Origin of the sequence: Streptomyces ipomoeae 91-03 (assembly GCF_000317595.1) — a bacterium.
Classification (GTDB): domain Bacteria; phylum Actinomycetota; class Actinomycetes; order Streptomycetales; family Streptomycetaceae; genus Streptomyces; species Streptomyces ipomoeae.
This window is the reverse complement of sequence record NZ_AEJC01000293.1, coordinates 22,737-41,384: the sequence shown is the minus strand read 5'-3', so window position 1 is coordinate 41,384 and position 18,648 is coordinate 22,737. Positions and strand designations below refer to the sequence as shown.

Sequence of the window (18,648 nt, the reverse complement as noted above, 5' to 3'; positions counted from 1 at the left end):
AAAGGCACCCCTGGTGGGACGTTTGTTGCCGACAACCCCGTATCGCGGCACGAGGGACTTCCTCCCCTCGGAGATGTCCGTTCGGCAGCAGGTCTTCCATCAGCTCTACGAAGCGATCGAGCGCTACGGCTTCGTCCGCTATGACGGCCCCATTCTGGAGTCGGCGGAGATCTACGAGGCGAAGTCCGGCCAGGAGATCGCCAACCAGCAGCTCTACTCCCTCACCGACCGAGGCGGTCGCCGGCTCGCGCTGCGCCCGGAGATGACGCCGTCGGTCGCCCGCATGATCGCTGGCAACGCCGGACAACTTCAGTTGCCAGTTCGCTGGTACAGCCACGTCATCTGCCACCGCTATGAACGCCCACAGCGCGGCCGTATGCGAGAGCACCTGCAGATCAACGTGGACATCTTCGGTTCCGACAGCGTGAGCTGCGAGATCGAGATCTTCGAACTGATCCACGACATGATGGCCGCAATCGGTGCAACCAGGGATATGTGGGTGCTACGGGCTGGCGACCGCGTCCTCCTGGAGAGCATCCTCCTCGACGTGGTCAAAGTCCCGGCCGACAAGCTGCAGGAGACATCGTCACTGATCGACCGATGGGCGAAATACCCCCGCGAGCAGCTCGTCGCCGACGCCGAGGGCCTTGGGATCGACGAGAAGCGGTTCGACCTTCTCGAAGAGGTCCTGAGCAGCGGTGCCGGCGTCTTGGACTATGTCTCCGAGGAGGCCCGCAGCCGGTCCATGCTGGCGCAGATCCTGGCGGGTGACTCCCGGGACCTGGTCACCTTCGACCCCTTCATCGTGCGTGGCCTGCAGTACTACACCGGAACCGTGTTCGAGGTCTTCGACCAACACCCCCAGAACAGCCGCTCGCTCTTCGGCGGCGGCCGGTACGAGGACCTGGCCGGGCTCTTCACGACCCAGAGGATTCCGGGCATTGGGTTCGGCATGGGCGACGTGACACTCCACGACTTCATGGAGGGACACGGGCTGCTGCCGGAGCCCCGCGCCGAGGTGGACGCCGTGGTGATCCCTGTCGGTGCGGACTTGCTGCCTGATTGTCGGACCGTCGCCCGGGACTTGCGGCTGGCCGGCATCCGCACGTCTACGCCGTTGGAGCCTCGAAAGCTGAGCAAGGAGCTGGTGCGCGCCGACCAGGTCGGGGCCCAGGTCGCCGTCGTCATCGCTCCAAGTGAGTGGGAGCGCGGACTCGTAGCGGTTCGGAACCTGGCCACCCGCGAGCAGATCGAGGTGACCCTCAGCGAGGTCGTTGGACAGGTGAACAAGCTCCTCGGACGCTGACCGAGGACCTGGACGCGCGGGCGACTGTCGGACTGACGGCCAGTCGCCCGCCGTGGTCTCCTTCGCTGTCCAGCGGTCCGCCAACGACGCAGGAACTGCCCGTGACGGCGTGCCCTGCAACGACCTCGCAGGGATCTGGCAACTGGCTAACTACCATGACGACGTGGCCGTGCCGATCTATCCCCCCAAACCCAAGCCCGGCGACTGCGTCGCGGTCGTGTCGCCTTCTCGTGGCCTGCCCGGAGAGGTGCCATTGCCCTACGAGTTGGGACTGCGAAGGCTTCAGGAAGACTTCCAACTCAGGGCCGTCGAATACCCCACCACCCGCACAATGGGAGCGTCCCCGCAGGCTCGCGCGTCCGACATCAACGCGGCCTTCGCTGATCCCCAGATCAAGGCAGTCATCGCCAGCGTCGGCGGCTCCGACCAGATCACAGTGCTGCGCCACCTCGACCGAGATCTGATCCGCGCCAACCCGAAGCCGTTCTTCGGCTACAGCGACAACACCAACCTGGTGCTCTTCCTGCGGAGCCTGGGCATCGTCAGCTTTCACGGCGGGATGGTCATGACTCAGTACGGCCGACCCGGCGCATTGCACCCGATGACAGCAGAATCCCTGCAAGCGGCACTCTTCACTTCCGGCGAGTTCGAACTCCGGCAGACACCCCAGTTCGGCGAGGTCCTCGGCTCCTGGCAGGATCCGAGGACCTTCGAGGTCGAACCACAGATGGAACCCGCCGATGGCTGGATCTGGCACAACGCAAATCGAGTAGTGGAAGGCGCCAGCTGGGGAGGCGACCTGGAGATCGTGTCTTGGCTACTGATGGCGGACCTGGCAGTGCAACCAGTCGAGGTGTACTCCGGTGGCGTGCTGTTCCTGGAAACCGGCGATTCCATGCCAAGCGCCGAGGAAGTGTATGTGATCATGCGCAGCATGGGAGAGCGAGGTCTGCTCGAACAGTTTTCCGCCTTGTTGATGGGCCGTCCGAAGACGTGGTCCCGTCATCGCACACTGGACGCTGACCAGAAGGCACAGTTTCGCAAGGCACAGCGAGAGGCAGTGCTGCGAGCCCTGACAGAGTACGCACCTCACGTGGTGGCGGTGTTCGACGTTGACCTTGGGCACACGGACCCGCAGCTCGTAATCCCCTGCGGCGGGACTATCCGCGTAGACGGGCCGGAGCGCAGGGTCTTCGTAACATACTGAGGACCGGCCAGCCGCGAAGGTCGGCCGTCCCTGCTGAGGCATGGGCCAAACCTGCTCTGTTGATCTCCCCACCCTTCGTGTGACCTTGTCCGGTCTCTTCGCGTGATCTTCTCCGGCGTGTCGAGTCGGCCCGGGAGTGTCGTGGAGAGCCTGTGTGAGCCATGAGTTCGGCCTGGTCGGGGCCTGAATGCTCACGCGGGAGGAAGACGTGGATGCTCACGCCCTGCATCGCCAGGTATGGACGATCTCTGCGATTGCGCGGCATTTGGGCCGGAACTGCAAGACGGCCGGTGCCGATCTGAACGGTGAGCGCAGTGAGGCGAAGAGCATCTGCGGTCGACACCAAGAATCGCCATCACCGAAGTCCCACGCGTCTCGCCCCTCGTTCTGCAGGGGCCGAGAGCCGCGTGACGAGGCCCCGCCCAGCGCCGCTGACCGAGAACGCCTCCAACCGAGTTAGGACTCCTCTTGCAACACTCCGCGATGCCCCCTGCCCTCGTACACCACCCCCCCAGCACCGAGGGCGAAGCCTCCTTGCCCCGTCTACATCGCCCCGAGGAGATCGCCAAAGCCCTCGGCTGTTCCACCTGGTGGGTGAAGGACCGCGCCCGACGCGGCCTCATTCCGCACACCCGCGTCGGCCGCGCCTACCGCTTCACCGCCGCACACCTCGCCGAGATCATCCGCCTCCACGAAGAGCGCCCGGTCCGATCCGCCGACAACCCGGTGGCCGGTCCCGAACCTACAACGCCTCACCGCGTACGAGCTCGTGCCTCGCAGCCTCCCCGACCGGCCAAGGCCACGACGCCGGGGCGTCTGCGTGCCCGGCCACCGCGCCGCACCCAGTACAAGTCCGTCGCATAGCGCGCCACGCCAGCCATAAGCCAAGGACAGGGAGAGGAAGACGGAAGTTGGGTTTCGCGGAGAAGCGCGGAAACTACTGGCGCGGCCGATACAAGATCGCGTCTGGCAAGCACCTCACGGTCGTCGACGAGAACGGCAAGGCGATCCGGTTCGCCACCAAGGGCGAGGCCCAGCGCGCCGCGAGCGAGGCCGAGAACAAGTACCGGCGCGGCGAGTGGCGCGACCCGGCACTCGGCCAGGAGACCTTCGGCGAGTACGCGAACCGCTGGTACGAGGCCCAGGACCTGGCTGTCTCGACGATGCAGAACTACCGGCGCCACATCGAGGAGCACCTGCTCCCCGAGTTCGAGGACAAGGCGCTCGCCGGCATTCTGCGCACGGACGTCGACCTGTGGGAGAAGAAGGAGAAGGCCGTGTACGCGGCCTCCAGCGTCAAGACCTGGCGCTCGACGCTCCACCTGATCTTTGAGGACGCGATCGACGAGGGCTTGATCACGTCCAACCCGGCCGCCAGGCGGCGCGGACGCGGCAAGCGCGCCGGCCGTTCCCGCGACCGCGGCCCGGAGAAGGTGGTCACCGACGCGCTCGGCATCCTGCTGACGGCTGAACGGGCCGCCCTACTCTCGGGTCGCGACGACGAGTTCGTCGCCGTGGTCCTCAAGGGCTACACCGGCATGCGCTGGGGCGAAATCGTCGGCCTGGAGACGGAGTACGCCCGTCCCGGCTCGATCCGCGTCGAGTGGCAGCTGTACGAACTCGACACGGGTGAGCTCGTGCGCTGTCCGCCCAAGGACGACAGCTACCGCGCCATCGACGCGATGGACTGGCTGTCGGCCCTGATCGCCAACCACGTCGCCCGCACGAGGCCGACACCCTGCCCGTGTCACGGCAGGACCTACGTCTTCCGGGGGCAGGGCGCCGCTCGCAACGGAGGCCACCAGGGCGCGAAGCTCGTCGACGTCGCCCGCCGTGCCGAAGTCTCCACGGGCACGGTGTCCAACGTCCTCAACCACCCCGACCGCGTCACCGAAGCCAAGCGGGTGAGGGTGGAGCAGGCCATCGCGGACCTGGGCTTCGTGCGGCGCGGCGCGGTGTCGGAACACGCTGCCCACTGGCGCCGAAACGGCTTCGCGACCTGGCTGTTCACCCCGGCGGTCTCCGGCTGGTACCCGAAGAAGGCACCCCAGGAGGCCCGCCCCGTGCCCCTGCTCGGCGAGCCATGGCCCGGAGTCCCGGCCCGAGGACGCGGCGCCAGCGACCGGGCCGACGCCTGCTGGCTCCCAATCGCCAAGGGCCTCACACCCCACGGCCTGCGCCACACCCACCGGACGATGATGGAGGACCTCGGCACCGAGAAGGTCCTTATGGACCAACGCATGGGACACATCGACGGCTCGGCCTCGGCGCGCTACGCCCACGTCACCCCCGGCATGCGCAAACGCCTCATACTCGGCCTGACCGAGCAGTGGGAGACGGCGCTCGACGCCCGACTGGCCCTGTGTCCGACGTCTCCGGTGCGCATGCTTAACGATCTTTTGCGGCGAGACGCGCCCAGCCTATGGCGACATCTGAGCGGGCCGCGGGGCTCGGTCGTTTCGGATCGCAGCCTCAGGCAGCTTGATGCTGCTTCCCAGCAGTTGCTGGGAGGAACGACGACCGCGAGTTGGCCGACGACGCTATGCGGGCCTGACACTCAGTTCGCGGCACGACAGCCTCACCCTTATGGGGTGAGGGCCGTGCATCCGCAGTGTTGTTGCCCAAGCCGTCGATCGACGGCTCCGGCGTGATCTCGAACCATGTCGTCTTACCCGAGGGTTCCGGTCGCGTCCCCCAGGCATCCGCCAAGGCGTCCACGAGTAGGAGGCCCCGACCGCTCTCGTCGTTCGGCCCGGCCTCAACAGCGCTCGGCAACGATGCGTCCATGTCCGTGACTTCAACACGAAGCCGTTCATCCGCCCGCGTCACAGAGACGTGGCACGGAGCGTCCGTGTACAGGACAGCGTTGGCGATCACCTCGCCAGCCAGCAACTCGACGGTCTCCAGCGTCTGATCCGACATGGAAAGGCCCAAGTCCTTGGCCAGCGAGACAACGCGGCGGCGCGCGGCCGGGACAGCGCCAACGGCAGCCGCAACCGTGAATCCGTACGTCGGACATTCGGGACTGCGACGCGCCATGACGACAACCTCACCTCGGTAGTGGCCTCAGTGAAGAAGAAGCCTTCCACCCGAAAAGAGCTGTGCGAGGACAGTCTGTCCGTAGGCACTCCGGGCAAGACGCCTTGAACCGTCGGTGAGTTGTGGTACGCGGGTCGACTTCTGTTGACGTCGAAATCACCGGGAGATGCACTTCGCGATAAACCGTACCCCTTCACATCTCACATCAGACCTCCCCGCTGCACGACTTCCCTCGCGGTATCCGATGTGCCCAAGGACGCACTTGGGTAGCCTCGAGATGTTCTTGCAGGCACTCGCGCTCCTGATGCGGGTGCCTGCCTGGTTGAGGCCAGCTTGGTTGGCCAGTGAGCTGCTTGACCAGGAACCGGCAGGCGTCGGCAACCTCGTGTCGCAAGCCGTTTTCATCGAGGTAGTGGTAACGGTCGAGGTAGTGGCAGTCGGTTTCCTGGTAGCCGAGCCGGAGGTAGAGCGAGGCTGCGCGGTAATTCCGGTCGTCCACGCCCAAACCTATCCGGTGGTGACCGCAGCGGTGGGCCTGGGTTTCCGCTGCGCGGATGATGGCCGTCCCAATGCCCTGGGACCGCAGCTGCGGTGGCCAGACTCCCAGACCGTTCAACTCAGGGCACTCGGGGAAACGCTCGCGCACTTCGGGCGCTTCGCATCCTTGCCACAGAATCTGCGCCGTCCCGACGGGGATTCCGTCGGACCAGGCGACCAGGAAAGTGCTCAAGCCTTGCTGTTGCTTCTCGAACCGCATCGCGTGGCGTTGCGTCCGCCCGGGCGAGGGCATGTGCCTCTCCAGTAGATCGAGATCTTCTTCCCGGCACTGTCGAATGTCCATGAGCTACTCCCTTATCAGGCGGCGGCTGGCCTCGGCCGCGTAGGCGCCCCAGTCCCCGGCTGCGGCTCGCTGTGAGGGGCCACGAAGTTTCCGGACAGGCACCCAATAGGGTTGTCCTGAACAAGGAAACGAGGAAGAAGTGGCGCCACCCAGTAAGTACTCGCCGGAGTTCCGCGAGGAAGCCGTCCAGATCGCGTTGAGGTCAAGCAAGACGATCTCCGAAGTCGCCCGGGAGCTTGAGCTGAACTCGGAGACGCTACGCGGCTGGGTGAAGAAGTACCAGAAGCAGCAGGAACCGGCCCCCGAGGCGGAACTGACGGTGAACGAGCGAGCACGCCTGAAGGAACTCGAACGACGCAACCGCGAGCTGGAGATGGAAGTTACCTTCCTGAAAAAAGCCGCAGCGTACTTCGCGAAGGATCCCCGGTAGCAAGCAAGTACGAGTTCATCGACGAGATGCGGCTCGACACCGAGAAGTACGCATACAGCGTCGAGTTCATGTGCGGCCGACTCGGCGTCTCCAGATCCGGCTACTACGACTGGCGATCCCGCCCAAAATCCGCGACCGCCCAGCGGCGCGAAGAACTGAAGTTGCTCATCGAGAAAGCCTTCGACATGTCCGACAGCACCTACGGGCACAGGCGCATCCAGGCCCAGCTGCACCGCTGGGACGTCGCCGCGGGCGTGGAGCTGGTCCGCCGCCTCATGCGCGAACTGGGCCTGATGCCCTGCCTGCCACGACCGAAGAGGTTCAACCTCACTCAGGCTGCGGCCGGCCAGGTGCTGGACCTCGTCGGCCGCGACTTCACCGCGGATGCGCCCGGCGAGAAGCTCGTCGGTGACATTACCTATATCGCGACCGGGGAAGGCTGGCTGTACCTCGCAACGGTCATCGACTGCTGCACGAAGGAAGTCATCGGTTACGCCATGGACGACCACTACCAAACCTCACTGATATCCAGGGCGATCCGTAACGCGGCACGGAACAGGAACCTCTCGGCCGACGCGATATTTCACTCGGATCGCGGAAGTAACTACATGTCAGCCGAGTTCGGGAGGACGCTGGACCGGTTCGGGCTCCGCAGATCTGCCGGCCGCACCGGGATCTGTTTCGACAACGCCATGGCCGAATCATTCTTCGGTGCCCTGAAGAACGAGCGCGTATCAAGGGTGACTTACCTGACCCGCGAGGCCGCCCGGCAGGACATCACTCGCTACATCGAATTCTGGTACAATCGCAAACGCCTCCACTCGGCGGTGGGTTACCGCCATCCGCGCGAAGTCCACGCCGAGTATGAGAAGTTGCGAATCGCCGCGTGAAATAAACGGTCAGAAGCCTGTCCGGAAAACGCGAGGCCCCTCAGGCCACGATGCCACGTCCCTGTTCATGCAGCACCCCACCGCCCGCGGAGTCGCCGACGAACAACTCGATGCAGCGCTGGTCGCGCTCTCGGGTTTCTTCCTGACCACCGGCGGACAGCCCCCAGCGGACTGGTCACCGCACATTCGCCAGCACCAGACGTGGTGTGGGGAGGTCACGCTGCGCTGGCTGGCCGACAGGCGTGGCTGGATCTTCTGACTTGCGGACATCAGGTTCACTACTCGACAGACAGCCCACTCAGCTTCAGGACGGGCAACGGTGCTGCCAGGACGCGCTCCCAAGACTAGGTACCGATCGGGTCCTGATAGAAGCAGTAGCTCAGGCTGCTTGAGGCTCGATTCGTTCTTGTGCACTGCCTATTGGCACGGTTTCCTCCGTATCGGCAGTGCCCTCCTCGGAAGCAGCGACTGCCAGTTCGAACCATGTGATCTTCCCGGCCGCGCACGGCTGTGAGCCCCACCTGGTTGCCAATGCGTCCACGAGGAAGAGACCGCGCCCGCTCTCGTCCAGCGCCCCAGCCTGGGACGGATGCACCAAGGTGGGATCGACGTCGGTGACTTCCACACGCAGCCGCTCTCCGGTCCATCGCACAACGACCACACACGGGGCCCGCGTGTGCGTGACCGAGTTCGCGACTACTTCTGCGGTGAGCAAGCGCAAGTCGTTGGTCAGTTCCTCCCCCAAGGCCAGCCCGAGCCGCTGCGCCCGGTGGACAACGCGCTCTCGCGCGGCTGGTACGGCCGCAACCAAAGGTGGGACGGTGAATGAATAGGGCGAATCTCCGAGCGGGCGGGGCATAGCTGTGACCTCTCGCGGGCGGGAGCTAGGGTGCGTTTCATATGTGGATCTTGATGTGTCAAGATCCCACTTCGTGGGGCGGCATGATCTGACGAATACACAGTGGGCGAAGCTGGAGCCCCTGCTCCCGGTCGGCAAGAAGCCTGGACGGCCACCGGTGCACACCAAGCGGCAACTGATAGACGGCATACGGTGGCGCACCCGCGCCGGTGCTCCCTGGCGGGACGTGCCCGAGCGCTATGGCCCGTGGGAGACGGTCTACGGCCTGTTCCGCCGCTGGCAGCGGGACGGCACCTGGCACCGCATCTTCGAACAGCTGCAGGCCCAGGCCGACGCCGAGGGACTGATCACCTGGGACGTCTCGGTGGACTCGACCATCGCCCGCGCCCACCAGCATGCGGCCGGCGCCCGCAAAAAGGGGATCTGCAGATCGAGCCGCCAGGCGGTGTGTTCATCGAGCCCGACGACCACGGGCTCGGACGCTCCCGGGGCGGGCTGACAACCAAGCTCCACCTGGCGGTCGAGCAGGCCCAGAAACCGATGTCGCTGGTCATCACGGCAGGACAGCGCGGTGATTCCCCGCAGTTCCAGGTGGTCTTGGGCCGCATCCGGGTGCCCCGGCTCGGGTCGGGCCGCCCGCGCACCCGGCCGGACAAGGTGCGTGCCGACAAGGCGTACGGCTCCCGCGCGAACCGTGCCTACCTGCGCAAGCGCGGTATCCGCTGCACGATCCCGGAGAAGCGCGACCAGATCGCCAACCGCAAGAACCGCGGCTCCCACGGCGGCCGGCCACCTAAGTTCGACAAGGCCGACTACAAGGAGCGCCACGCGGTCGAGTGCGGAATCAATCGCCTCAAGCGGCACCGCGCTGTCGCCACGAGATACGACAAGTTGGCAGTTCGCTACGAGGCGACCGTGCTGGTCGCAGCCATCAACGAGTGGCTGTGACCAGCACTTTCAAAACGCACCCTAGGGCGGCAGTGCGATCTCCCATAAATAAAAGGATCGCCCGCCGAATCCGCCGGGCGCGTCCACAGGTGCCCCATCGAAACGGGGCAGCAACTCGGCGGTCGGCGGACGACCACCATGGACCACAGGTGGCCTGGCTCCTATCGCTGCGGTGATATCACCGATGCAATGGAGCCCCCCGGAGGGCCGAGGTCGAGGACCGTCGACCGAGTCATGTGCGATACCGGACTGGCTGGCCTGCCTGCTCTGGAGCATTAACAGCGCAAGCCCTCCGCGCTTCCGGGGATCCCCCTACGGAGGGCTGTCCCGCCGTCTGATGTGGTACCGGCTTGGTGTCCGCTACTCGGCCTTGGGAGGCTCCAGGAACTGGCTGGGCCGCCCCGACCAAGTGATCGACAGCTGCTCACGTGCTCGCGTTGCGGAGACGAAGAGCAATGACTGCTCGCGGCGCAGGTCGGCGGCGTACTGAAGTCGGTCTTCGGCCTCCGGCGTGAGGGCGGTGGGCAACGGCATGTGCTGGGCTCCGGCTCCAACGATGGCGACCGCGCGGTATTCGAGTCCCTTGATGCGGTGCATGGTCATGACCTGCACGCCCTCGTCGGGATCGGGGACCCGGGAGTCCTCGACCTTCACGGTGTCGAGTTTGGCGTCGCGCAGGGCCTGGAGGGCCGCGTCGGCCAGTGCGTGGGTCCGGGCCACCACCGCGATCTCATGGGGCTTGATGCCTTCCTTCTGCCACCCTTCGACGCGCTGCGCCAACGCGGTCATCTCTTCGGCGGAGGTGCGGTAGCCCTGCGTCTCGGGGCTAGCCCCCGAGAGGACGGAACGGTAGCCGCGCAGATTCTCCCTGTTCCCGTCGAGGTCGTCGAACTCGACCTTCCCGAGCAGGTTCAGGGAGGCCACCAGGATCTGCCGGGTGGTCCGGTAGTTAAGGGTCAGCCGCTTGGAACGACCGCGGATGTTGATGCCCTGAGCGCTGAGGGATGTCCGGTTGTCGTAGATCCTCTGATGGGCGTCGCCGACGATGAACAGGTCGTCGCCTCCTTCGGGGACCAGGGCGCGCAGCAGCTTCCAGTGGGCTGCGTGCAGGTCCTGTGCCTCATCCACGACGATGTGCCGGTATGGCCGCTCCTCGTCGGACCAGCCGGAGGCGATCCGGGCCGCCTGGGCGGCGAGCTGGATGACTCCCGCGGTCTTCTCCCGGTCCAGACGGCGCTCAAACTCCTCGATAAGTGACCAGACCTGGGCGCGCTCCGGGCGGTTGAGCCGTCGGCCACGTCCCGCGCGCTTGGCGACGAAGTACTCGTCGCGGCTGCGGATGTCCTGGGCGAGGACGACCTGCTTCCACTCGGCGTCGAGGAAGCGGCCGTCGAAGCGGTGCCCGGGCTGTTCCTGAGCGAGTTCGATCCAGCGGTTGAGTATCTCGCTGTCCTTGAGCCTGCTCGGTGCCTCGGGCCCGAAGGTCTCCTTCACCGTGCCGTAGGCGACCTTGTCGATGTTGCGGACGTCGACCTTAGCCAGTAGCTGGGCGCCGCCTAGGTCCTTGAGCTGGGACTTGAGCAGGTTGGCGAGGTTGGTGGTGAAGGTGGTCAGCAAGATGGCCTGGCCGGGCGGCAGGCGATCGGCGAGGGCCTTGACGCGGTGCAGCGCCACCACGGTCTTGCCGGTGCCGGGGCCTCCGGTGACGCGTGCGGGGCCTCTGTACGGGGTCTTCCGTTCGGCCAGGGCCCGCTGAGCGGGGTGGAGGAAGATCCGCCAAGCGGAGAGCGGTTCGGTCAGGATGCGTCCGAACTCCGCGATGTCGCCCGTGACCACGAAGGCTTCCTTGGTGGCTGGGCGCTCGATGGCAGCCTCGTAATCCTCGGTGTCGATCTCGTCCTCGGTGGCCGCGACGGAGCTGACCTGCTCCCAGACCTCCTCGACGGACATGCCGTCGGCCAGGCACAGGATGACGTCGCGGGCCAGCTTCGGAAGTGTCTCGACGATCCCCAGGACGGCGTCCTCACTGTGGATCTCGCGGAGCGCCGGGACGATGGACGAGTGGACGCCGAGGCGTTCGAAGTCGGCGTCCGAGACGCCGGCGAAGAGCGACGGTGCCTTCGTGTCCGTCGTGCCGTCCGCGCTCTTCGGCTGCCCGCTCAGGGTGCCGTACAGGCTGCCCAGGTTGATCAGCTCGATGCCGCCGGTGACCTTGTTGATGTCGAAGAGGATGTTCGCGGCGAAGTCGTACGCGTCGTCGTGCGGCAGAACGGCAACCAGGTAGTAGATGCGGTCTGCATAGTGCATGAGCACGGCGCGGTAGTTGTCGGTGACGCGAGCGGTGCGGACTCTTTTGTCCTTGGCGCCCTTCGGGGGCTTGAGATTGAGGCCGTTGGAGTCCGGGTCGCGCTGCATCTTCATGATGAACTGCAGCACCAGCGGTTGGACGGAGCCGTCCAGCGCGTCATAGGACTTCCCGAAGACGTCCGCCATGATCACCTTGGCGCCGGACATCAGTTCCCCTCCAACTTCTTGATGAGTTCAGGCACGTTCACGGCGTCGGCCTGTGCCACGTACCAGCCCTCGCGCTCGAATGTGGCGTCTCGTTCCTCGTCCGCGTCGATGAAGATCGCGACCTTCTCGTCTTCCCAGGCCAGTTCGGCCAGCAGCGCCTGGTCGCCGTACTCGAAGCCGACCTCTGGCACGTCGATGCGGCCCCCGCGGGCTTCCTCGACGAGCGCGAGCAGTACGTCTTCGACCTTGCTCGAGGCCCATTCGACAGCCTCGGCCCACCTGGGCGGTAGAGGCGGCGGGGCTCCTCCTTCCGTGGGCAGCGCGCTGGTCAGCAGGGCCACCGCGTGCGGGTCCACCTGATCGCTGGTGGATACCGCGACCTGGTGGAAGGAGCAGGGCAGTTCGTCGCTGGCGGTGGACTGGAGGAACTGCAGGAGGTTGGACCAGCGCAGCCAGTCCACCCAGCGGTTCTTGTGGTCCTCGTCGGCGACGGCGTCCGGCCGGTCGTCGAGTACGGCCAGAGCTGACCAGGCCCGCATGGCTGGCTGCCCGGTTCGCGGCTCGGGTCGGCGGTCCAGGAGGCCGGTGATCCGCGCCTGACCGGGGGTTCGGGCGTCGAAGGCGACCGCCTCGGTGGCCTGGGGCACGGTGGGCAGGGCTGCGCCGCGCAGAATGTCGGGGAGGGCTCGTCCGACCTCCTCGCGATCCACCGGCTGGGGGCGTGCCACCGCTCCGAAGCCGCCCAGCAGTCCGGCTGCTCGCCGCGCCCATTTGGCCCGGTCGGGGTCGGCGAGGAACTCCAGCAGAGTCTCCACAGGATTACGCAGAGCCGGGTCGAGGGTGTCATCGGGCCGGGCTTCGCCGACCAAGCTCTGGTGTATCTGCCGGGCGAGCCCCAATGCCGCCTCTGTGTGCAGGGGTGGCGCGGACGTGCGGACCTTCTGCCCCTGAACCGCACCGCTGACCGCCGTCGCCCATGCCATGACGTCATCCCAGGTCAGCTGCCAGACGAGGATGCCTTCGGCTCGCAAGGCCGCCCGCTTGGCCGCGTCGTCGGCGATGCGGTTGACACGTTCGCTGGCGTGGAAGGCGAAACCGTCGAGGAAGACGGCGACGCGCTCGGTGGGGCCGTCGGTGCGTTCCAGGAGGAAGTCGGGTTCACTGGGCACGGCGGTGTTCATCCGCACGTGGTCCTGCATGCGCCAGCGCGTGGTGGTACCACCGCAGGTGAAGCGCAGTTCATGCTCGATGCCGCGCTGGCCGGCCTTGGCGGTGACCGATCCGTCCTCCTCTTCGCGGCGGCCCCAGGTGACCAGTGTGCGAACGAACCGGTCCTCCAGTTCGCTCTCGACGAGCTGGTCAATGCGGACGCCGGAGAGCGTGTCGACCTTCTCGACGTCCCAGTCCTTGAGGATCTCGTCCAGGAGCTCCTTGGCGATGCGCAGCGAGACGTGCGGAAGCTCGCTGCTGGTGACGTGGGGCAGCAGGCAGCGGTGGCAGGGCGTGCGCTGGTCCTCCTTCTGGCAGGGGCACTCCCGAAGAGCCGTCTGGGCGAGGCTCAGGACGCGGTGCAGCACCTGGGCGTCCGCGAGGTGTTCGAGGTAGCCGGTGCCCCCGGGCATGGAGTCGTGCAGGACAAGGAAGCGCCTGCGTAGTTCCCGACTGTCGCCGGGCATGCTGTCGGTGACCACGCGGATGTGGTCGGGGGCTCCGCCGAAGTGTTTGGTGATGCCCAGGAGCAGGGCCGCCTTGAAGGAGACGAGGCGCTCGGCGAGGTCCATCGTGGATACGGGCAGCAGGATGCGCAGGGCCTGCGTGGTCAGCTCATGAGCCAGGAGCAGCTTCTCCGTCGGCTCGTGGTTCACGCCGTCGTCGCGGTGCGTGCACCAGTACGCATGGCGGGTGCCGACGCGCTGAGCCGAAGGGTCCCATGCCTGCGGGTGCACGCCGCGGACCGCCCCGCACTCCAGGCAGGTCTCGAAGCCGGACACCTGGTTCTCGTCGCCGCGGATCACATGGGTCGAGCCCGGGGCGGCCGACGGCCCCAGGTTGATGGTGCGAATCGTGGCCACCCGGGCGAACTCGACCCCGAAGGGAGGGACTTTCTCCTCCTTCTTCTTGCTGATGCGGCGCCAGGCCCTCAGCCCCTGGGGCTGGTCCTTGTCGATGTCGACCAGGGCGATCACATCGAACTGCCTGCGCTCCCGCTCGTCCCTCTCGTCGGTGAGGCGTGCGTCCTCGCGGCGCTCACGTGCCACCACCCGCTCGGGCACCAGCACCTTGTGGACGGCTCCCGGATCGGCGATCTGCGGGGCTTTGCAGCGTGGGCAGGCAGTGATGTCGAGGCCGGTCTCCTCCGTGGCCACAAATCCGCACTCGGGGCAGAACCGCCACAGGGCGTACGGGTCCTCGCCGCCGCCGACGCCGGTGCCAAGGTCCACGCCGTTGACGATGAACTTGTAGCCGTCGGTGTGGAAGATGTTGCCGGGCGCCAGTTCGGTCAGCGCGAGGCGTGAGCCGCGCCCGTAGTCGGTAGCGCTCTCGTCGAACTCGCCGTCGCTGTTCCGCCACCACAAGGTGGCGTCCAGCACGGTTGCGTCGTCGTGGAGGGTGTAGTTGGGCAAAAGGCCCAGCCGGACCAGGGCATTGATCGAGTTCTCCGAAACGAGGTCGTCCCGGCGTTTGCGTACGGTGCGCTGTTCGGCGAAGAGCTGACGCCGCTGCTTGTCACGTTCCGGGTCTCCGGAGACGGACGCCAGGGCGTCGAAGGCCCGGCCGATCTGCCGCATCCTCGCGCGTAGCGCCGCCACTCGCTTGTTCCATGCGCTCGCAGCGGCCCCGACGGTCTCTTCCAGTTCCTGTGCCGCGAAGGCCTGGACCCCCTGGCGGGCCTCCTCGCTCATCGCGGGGAAGAGTTTGATGAATGCGGCGGACAACTGGGAATGTCGGGCGGTCGCGACGTCGAGGAAGCGACGGAACCACCCGTCCGCGGCCAGCCCCGGCCCGAAGAGCTCACCGATACGCGGCGGCATGGGGCGCTCGGGGATCGCCGTGCCTTCCCACAGGGTGCGGTCGGCGGCGCGGTCGAAGAGAAACGCCAGGTACTGGCGGCGCAGGATCTCGGAGGCGTCCAGGTAGCAGTCTGGCGGGATGATCCGGCCGGCCAGCATGTGCTCCGGGGTGTGAAGGTAGTAGTGGTTGCGGTTGCCTCGTGGGACGAAGGTGACGGCCAGGGAGTTGCCGGTGCTGCGCCCTGCTCGACCGATCCGCTGGGCGTAGTTGGCAGGTCCGGGCGGCATGGAGGCCAGCACCACGGCCGACAGGTCGCCGATGTCGATGCCTAGTTCGAGAGTGGGCGTGCAGGTGAGCACGTTCGGGTCGAACGCCGAGGCCCGGTTCTTGAAGGCGGCCTCGACCTGCTCACGCCGCTCCCGGCTCAGCGCACCCGTGTGTTCGGCGGTCAGCACATCGCCTGGCCGGTCAACGGTGTACAAGCGCCGGTAGTAGTCGGCCTTGTAGTCGCGGTCGTCCTCGATGAACTGGCCCGAGCAGCGGAACCGCAGGCACGGGGTGCCCATCCACTGCTCACGCCGTCCCGGCGGCACGGTCTGCCGCCAAGTGCACGTGTTGCAGCGCACACCGCACGCGTTGACACCGTCCTCGTCGGGTGAGACGGCGTCGTCGATACGGTGTACAAGGACGTTGCGAGGCTTGAGAGCGTAGACGACGGCCCCGCCCTCGGCGTGGTAGGTGGCCAGTACGTCGTGCTGAGCGAGCAGCTTCATGGCCAGCTCGGTCACCGCGCGCGCCTCGCGCCGGTCGCAGCCGAGTGTGCGGTGGCCCCAGTCCGCGAACCAGGTGTTGTCGCGGGTGAGGGAGTCGAAGCCGGTGGTGCGGATGCCGCCGGACACCGGGAACGCGGGCGCGGCGAGGCCGCGCGGGAAGGCCGGCATGCCAGTGGGCCGACCTCCCCAGATCGGCCAGCGCCGTGCTCCGGCCTGGCGGATGTATTCCTGCAGCCAGGGGTGGAACAGCGCTCCGCGCAATCGCAGCCGTTCGGCCAGGCCCCGCAGGAAGACCTCGTACGCCGTGTCATCGGTCGGCAAGGAGATCTGCCCAGGGAGACGCTGATGCCGATCCCTCAGCTCCGCGCACAGCTGCGGAACTCCCTTGAGGTCGACCTCGACAGCCGCCGTACGGGTCAGCTCCAAGGTGCGGCCCAGGCGGGAACGCAGGCCGAACTCCAGCAGGGTCTGGAACACCAGGCGGCTGTGGAGCATCTCCGCGCCGGCGTCGCTGAAGCTGTTCGACTCGTCCAGCAGGGTCTGGATGTCGGGGTTCTCTCGTAGGTCTGGGGGAACGATCGAGGCGAGTTCCTCGCGCTTTCCGCCACCGGCGGCCATGACAACGGCCTCGGCGGCATCGGCCGCGAGATGGTGCACCGCGATCGGCTGTCCAGGAGTGAGGTGCTTGGCAAGGAGACCTCGAAGAGTGAAGCCGAAGCTGCGGTTGGCGATGAACGCAGCCCTGTGGGTCGCGTCCTGCACCGCGTCAGTGAACACCAGCAGCTTCCGCTCGCTCTTCGCCAGCCCCCGTTCGGAGAACATCTGCGTGGTGGCCACCGATGCGAGGGTCGCCGTGCCGGCGCCGAGGAAGCGCATGCCATCGCCCAACCCGCATGAGGGGCACTCGTCATCGTTGTCGGCGGGCAGCGGCCCCAGCAAGGTGACGACCGCGACGGTGTCCTGCGCCGGGTTGGTCGACAACCGTTCGTTCTCCGCGTGCAAGTGCAGCACCGGGTACTCGTCCGGCCGGGCCCGCAGCATCCAGCGCACCGGCCGCTTCTTCTGCGCGGCGGCCTTGTAGATCTCCAGCGTGTTCGTCTTGAGCTGCTGCCACTCCAGTTCCGTGGACAGCGCGGCCCAGCCCGACCGCCCGCAGTGACGGCAGTAGACCGCCGGAAGGTGGCGCCGGTACGGCGGCCCCACGGGGCGACGCGACGCGTCCTCCCGATCGCCGATCTCGCCGGCGCTGTCGACCTCCGTCGGCTGGTAGATGGCGAGGTTGGCTGGGTTCGGGCGTGAGTCACCCGTGGGGCCGTCGTCGTCGTACCAGCGGAAGTGCGGCTCGGCGGTCGCTGCCCGGATGACGCGCCGGACCTCTCGCACCCACAGCTGCGCCTCAACACGCAGGAACGGAACGGGCTTTCCCGTGACGGGATGCGGAGTGCGAGCGTGTGAAATCAGCGCAAGGATCCGCGCGAAGGCGAGTTCCAGCACGCCCGGGTCGCTTCGGGCCGCTTCGTCCCACGCCGGACCGCCACCGCGCTGCGCGAACTCCCTAGCGATCTCCGGGACGGTCACCGGTGTACTGCCGGCGACGTCAAGGATCGCCTTGACCAGGATGTGCTGCTTCAGTTTGGCCCCGACCTGCAGCGGATCGGTTATCGGCTGGCCGAGCATGAGCCGCGCCAGCTCTACAAGGGCTGACTCGTCGTCCAGCGGATCAGGCAACGCGGCCAAGGCAGCGGGAGCCGGGCTGGGAAGCAGGAAGTCCGGTTCATCCACCACTTCCTTGGGCAGCAGCCGGTCCTCACCGACGAGCGCTGCATCCGGGAACGGTGTGCCGAAGACCTTCTCCGCGAACTCCAGTAGCAGTTCACGGTCCGACCGCTCGGGCCCCTCCGCGACCGGCCCGTCGGGCACGCTCCCGCCCAGCGTCGCCGACGTCGCCACCGGCGTGATGTCACCGAGCGGACGCCCGCCACGTGCAGCCCCGGTCGCCGCCCCGAGGCGGCGCAGCAGCATGGCTACGTCGGTTCCCTGGGCGCCGTCGTAAGTGTGGAACTCATCGAGGACGACGTACGCCAAGGAATCGGACTGCCACAGCGGAACATCCGGAATCCGCTGCAGCAGCAGGTCAAGCATCTTGTAGTTCGTGAGCAGGAGGTCCGGTGGGTCGGCCCGGATCGCGTCCCGATCGGTGATCAGCTTCTTGACCGTCGGGTCGCCGGCGAGGGACGTCGATCCGGTGTCACGGCCGTACGGGCCAGGCTCGTTCTCATCCTCGTCCGAGGCCGATCGGGGCCCGGAGGCACCACCGATGTAGATGCCGGCCGTGACGTCCTTCAGCGCCTCCTCGGTGGCGAGGAAATCGTCGATACGACGCGCCTGATCGTCGGCCAGGGCGTTCATCGGGTACAGCAGCAGGGCCTTCACACCCCGCTGTCCTGCGGCCCGCGCCCGCGCGCAGTGGTCCAGGATCGGCACCAGGAACGACTCGGTCTTACCCGAGCCGGTACCCGTCGTGACGATGGTGGGCTCCGGCTGCCGCCCTCCCTTCGACGACAGCCGTTGCCAGGCGGCAGCCTGGTGGGTGTAGGGCGTGAACTCGTCCGGGTGCCAGTCGAGTGCTGCCTCCCATCCCTTCTTGGCCTCGCGGAAGGGCGTCCGGACACGTAGGTACGGGCCACGGAACAGTCGGCTCTCGGGGCGCTCCAAGAATGCGTCAAGTTCCTCGCGCACGTCATCGTCGGCGAGCGCGAAGCTCGTCGTCAGGTAGGTGGCCAGGGCTCGACGCAGGTCCTCGGCAACCAGAGAGGGCAGCATGACGGC

At 66.8% G+C, this 18,648-nt stretch carries 11 protein-coding genes and 1 pseudogene; 7 read left to right on the top strand and 5 right to left on the bottom strand.

Annotation, left to right across the window (positions count from 1 at the left end):
• The first annotated feature begins 13 nt into the window (after positions 1-13).
• From hisS to STRIP9103_RS19320, 4 genes are all read left to right on the top strand, one after another.
• Entirely contained in the window at positions 14-1,306 is a 1,293-nt protein-coding gene (gene hisS / locus STRIP9103_RS19335) for a histidine--tRNA ligase (RefSeq protein ID WP_009315155.1), read from the top strand.
• 163 nt (positions 1,307-1,469) lie between these two features.
• Positions 1,470-2,513, top strand: coding sequence for a S66 peptidase family protein (locus tag STRIP9103_RS19330; RefSeq protein ID WP_048820585.1), 1,044 nt, complete (start codon positions 1,470-1,472; stop codon positions 2,511-2,513).
• 483 nt (positions 2,514-2,996) lie between these two features.
• Positions 2,997-3,377: a helix-turn-helix domain-containing protein gene (locus STRIP9103_RS19325; protein ID WP_048820571.1), complete on the top strand. Its 381-nt coding sequence runs from the start codon at positions 2,997-2,999 to the stop codon at positions 3,375-3,377.
• 47 nt (positions 3,378-3,424) lie between these two features.
• Positions 3,425-5,164, top strand: a complete 1,740-nt coding sequence (locus tag STRIP9103_RS19320; RefSeq protein WP_009315172.1) for a LacI family DNA-binding transcriptional regulator — start codon at positions 3,425-3,427, stop codon at positions 5,162-5,164.
• A gap of 16 nt (positions 5,165-5,180) precedes the next feature.
• On the opposite strand, the pseudogene STRIP9103_RS51605 reads toward STRIP9103_RS19320, so the two are convergent.
• Together STRIP9103_RS51605 and STRIP9103_RS19315 are read right to left on the bottom strand one after the other, a co-directional pair.
• Positions 5,181-5,552, bottom strand: a pseudogene (locus STRIP9103_RS51605) (ATP-binding protein); the annotation flags it as partial.
• Positions 5,553-5,757: 205 nt separating this feature from the next.
• Positions 5,758-6,393 (bottom strand): GNAT family N-acetyltransferase, encoded by a 636-nt coding sequence (locus STRIP9103_RS19315; protein WP_078613965.1) that lies wholly within the window; start codon positions 6,391-6,393, stop codon positions 5,758-5,760.
• A 139-nt stretch (positions 6,394-6,532) separates the two neighbouring features.
• On the opposite strand from STRIP9103_RS19315, the gene STRIP9103_RS19305 reads away from it, so the two are divergent.
• Together STRIP9103_RS19305 and STRIP9103_RS19300 are read left to right on the top strand one after the other, a co-directional pair.
• A protein-coding gene (locus tag STRIP9103_RS19305) for an IS3 family transposase (RefSeq protein WP_086019286.1) occupies positions 6,533-7,713 on the top strand; the annotation gives its coding sequence in 2 pieces (ribosomal slippage) (positions 6,533-6,797 and positions 6,797-7,713; 1,182 coding nt in all).
• Between the two features lie 67 nt (positions 7,714-7,780).
• On the top strand, positions 7,781-7,972 hold the full coding sequence (locus STRIP9103_RS19300) for a hypothetical protein (RefSeq protein ID WP_009315151.1): 192 nt from the start codon (positions 7,781-7,783) through the stop codon (positions 7,970-7,972).
• Positions 7,973-8,092: 120 nt separating this feature from the next.
• Here the strand turns inward: STRIP9103_RS19300 and STRIP9103_RS53465 are convergent, their stop codons facing one another.
• Positions 8,093-8,572, bottom strand: a complete 480-nt coding sequence (locus STRIP9103_RS53465; protein WP_078613964.1) for an ATP-binding protein — start codon at positions 8,570-8,572, stop codon at positions 8,093-8,095.
• Positions 8,573-8,645: 73 nt separating this feature from the next.
• Here STRIP9103_RS53465 and STRIP9103_RS46660 point away from each other — a divergent pair.
• Positions 8,646-9,520, top strand: a protein-coding gene (locus STRIP9103_RS46660) for an IS5 family transposase (RefSeq protein WP_374005668.1) whose coding sequence is annotated in 2 segments (ribosomal slippage) — positions 8,646-9,035 and positions 9,038-9,520 — 873 coding nt in all. Because the reading frame shifts where the segments join, the coding sequence is not laid out codon by codon here.
• A 360-nt stretch (positions 9,521-9,880) separates the two neighbouring features.
• On the opposite strand, the gene STRIP9103_RS19285 is transcribed toward STRIP9103_RS46660, so the two are convergent.
• Positions 9,881-12,034 carry a UvrD-helicase domain-containing protein gene (locus STRIP9103_RS19285; RefSeq protein ID WP_009315148.1) on the bottom strand — a complete coding sequence of 718 codons (2,154 nt, stop codon included), beginning with the start codon at positions 12,032-12,034 and terminating at the stop codon, positions 9,881-9,883.
• Positions 12,034-18,642 carry a DEAD/DEAH box helicase gene (locus STRIP9103_RS19280; RefSeq protein WP_009315126.1) on the bottom strand — a complete coding sequence of 2,203 codons (6,609 nt, stop codon included), beginning with the start codon at positions 18,640-18,642 and terminating at the stop codon, positions 12,034-12,036. The genes STRIP9103_RS19285 and STRIP9103_RS19280 overlap by 1 nt, the downstream gene beginning before the upstream one ends.
• Positions 18,643-18,648: the final 6 nt, after the last annotated feature.

What these genes read in the sequence shown, in the direction of transcription:
- STRIP9103_RS19325 (WP_048820571.1), top strand. Translation starts at nt 2,997, where the DNA reads ATGCCCCCTGCCCTCGTACACCACCCCCCCAGCACCGAGGGCGAAGCC.
- STRIP9103_RS19315 (WP_078613965.1), bottom strand. Translation starts at nt 6,393, where the DNA reads ATGGACATTCGACAGTGCCGGGAAGAAGATCTCGATCTACTGGAGAGG.
- STRIP9103_RS19300 (WP_009315151.1), top strand. Translation starts at nt 7,781, where the DNA reads ATGCAGCACCCCACCGCCCGCGGAGTCGCCGACGAACAACTCGATGCA.
- STRIP9103_RS53465 (WP_078613964.1), bottom strand. Translation starts at nt 8,572, where the DNA reads ATGCCCCGCCCGCTCGGAGATTCGCCCTATTCATTCACCGTCCCACCT.
- STRIP9103_RS19285 (WP_009315148.1), bottom strand. Translation starts at nt 12,034, where the DNA reads ATGTCCGGCGCCAAGGTGATCATGGCGGACGTCTTCGGGAAGTCCTAT.
- STRIP9103_RS19280 (WP_009315126.1), bottom strand. Translation starts at nt 18,642, where the DNA reads ATGCTGCCCTCTCTGGTTGCCGAGGACCTGCGTCGAGCCCTGGCCACC.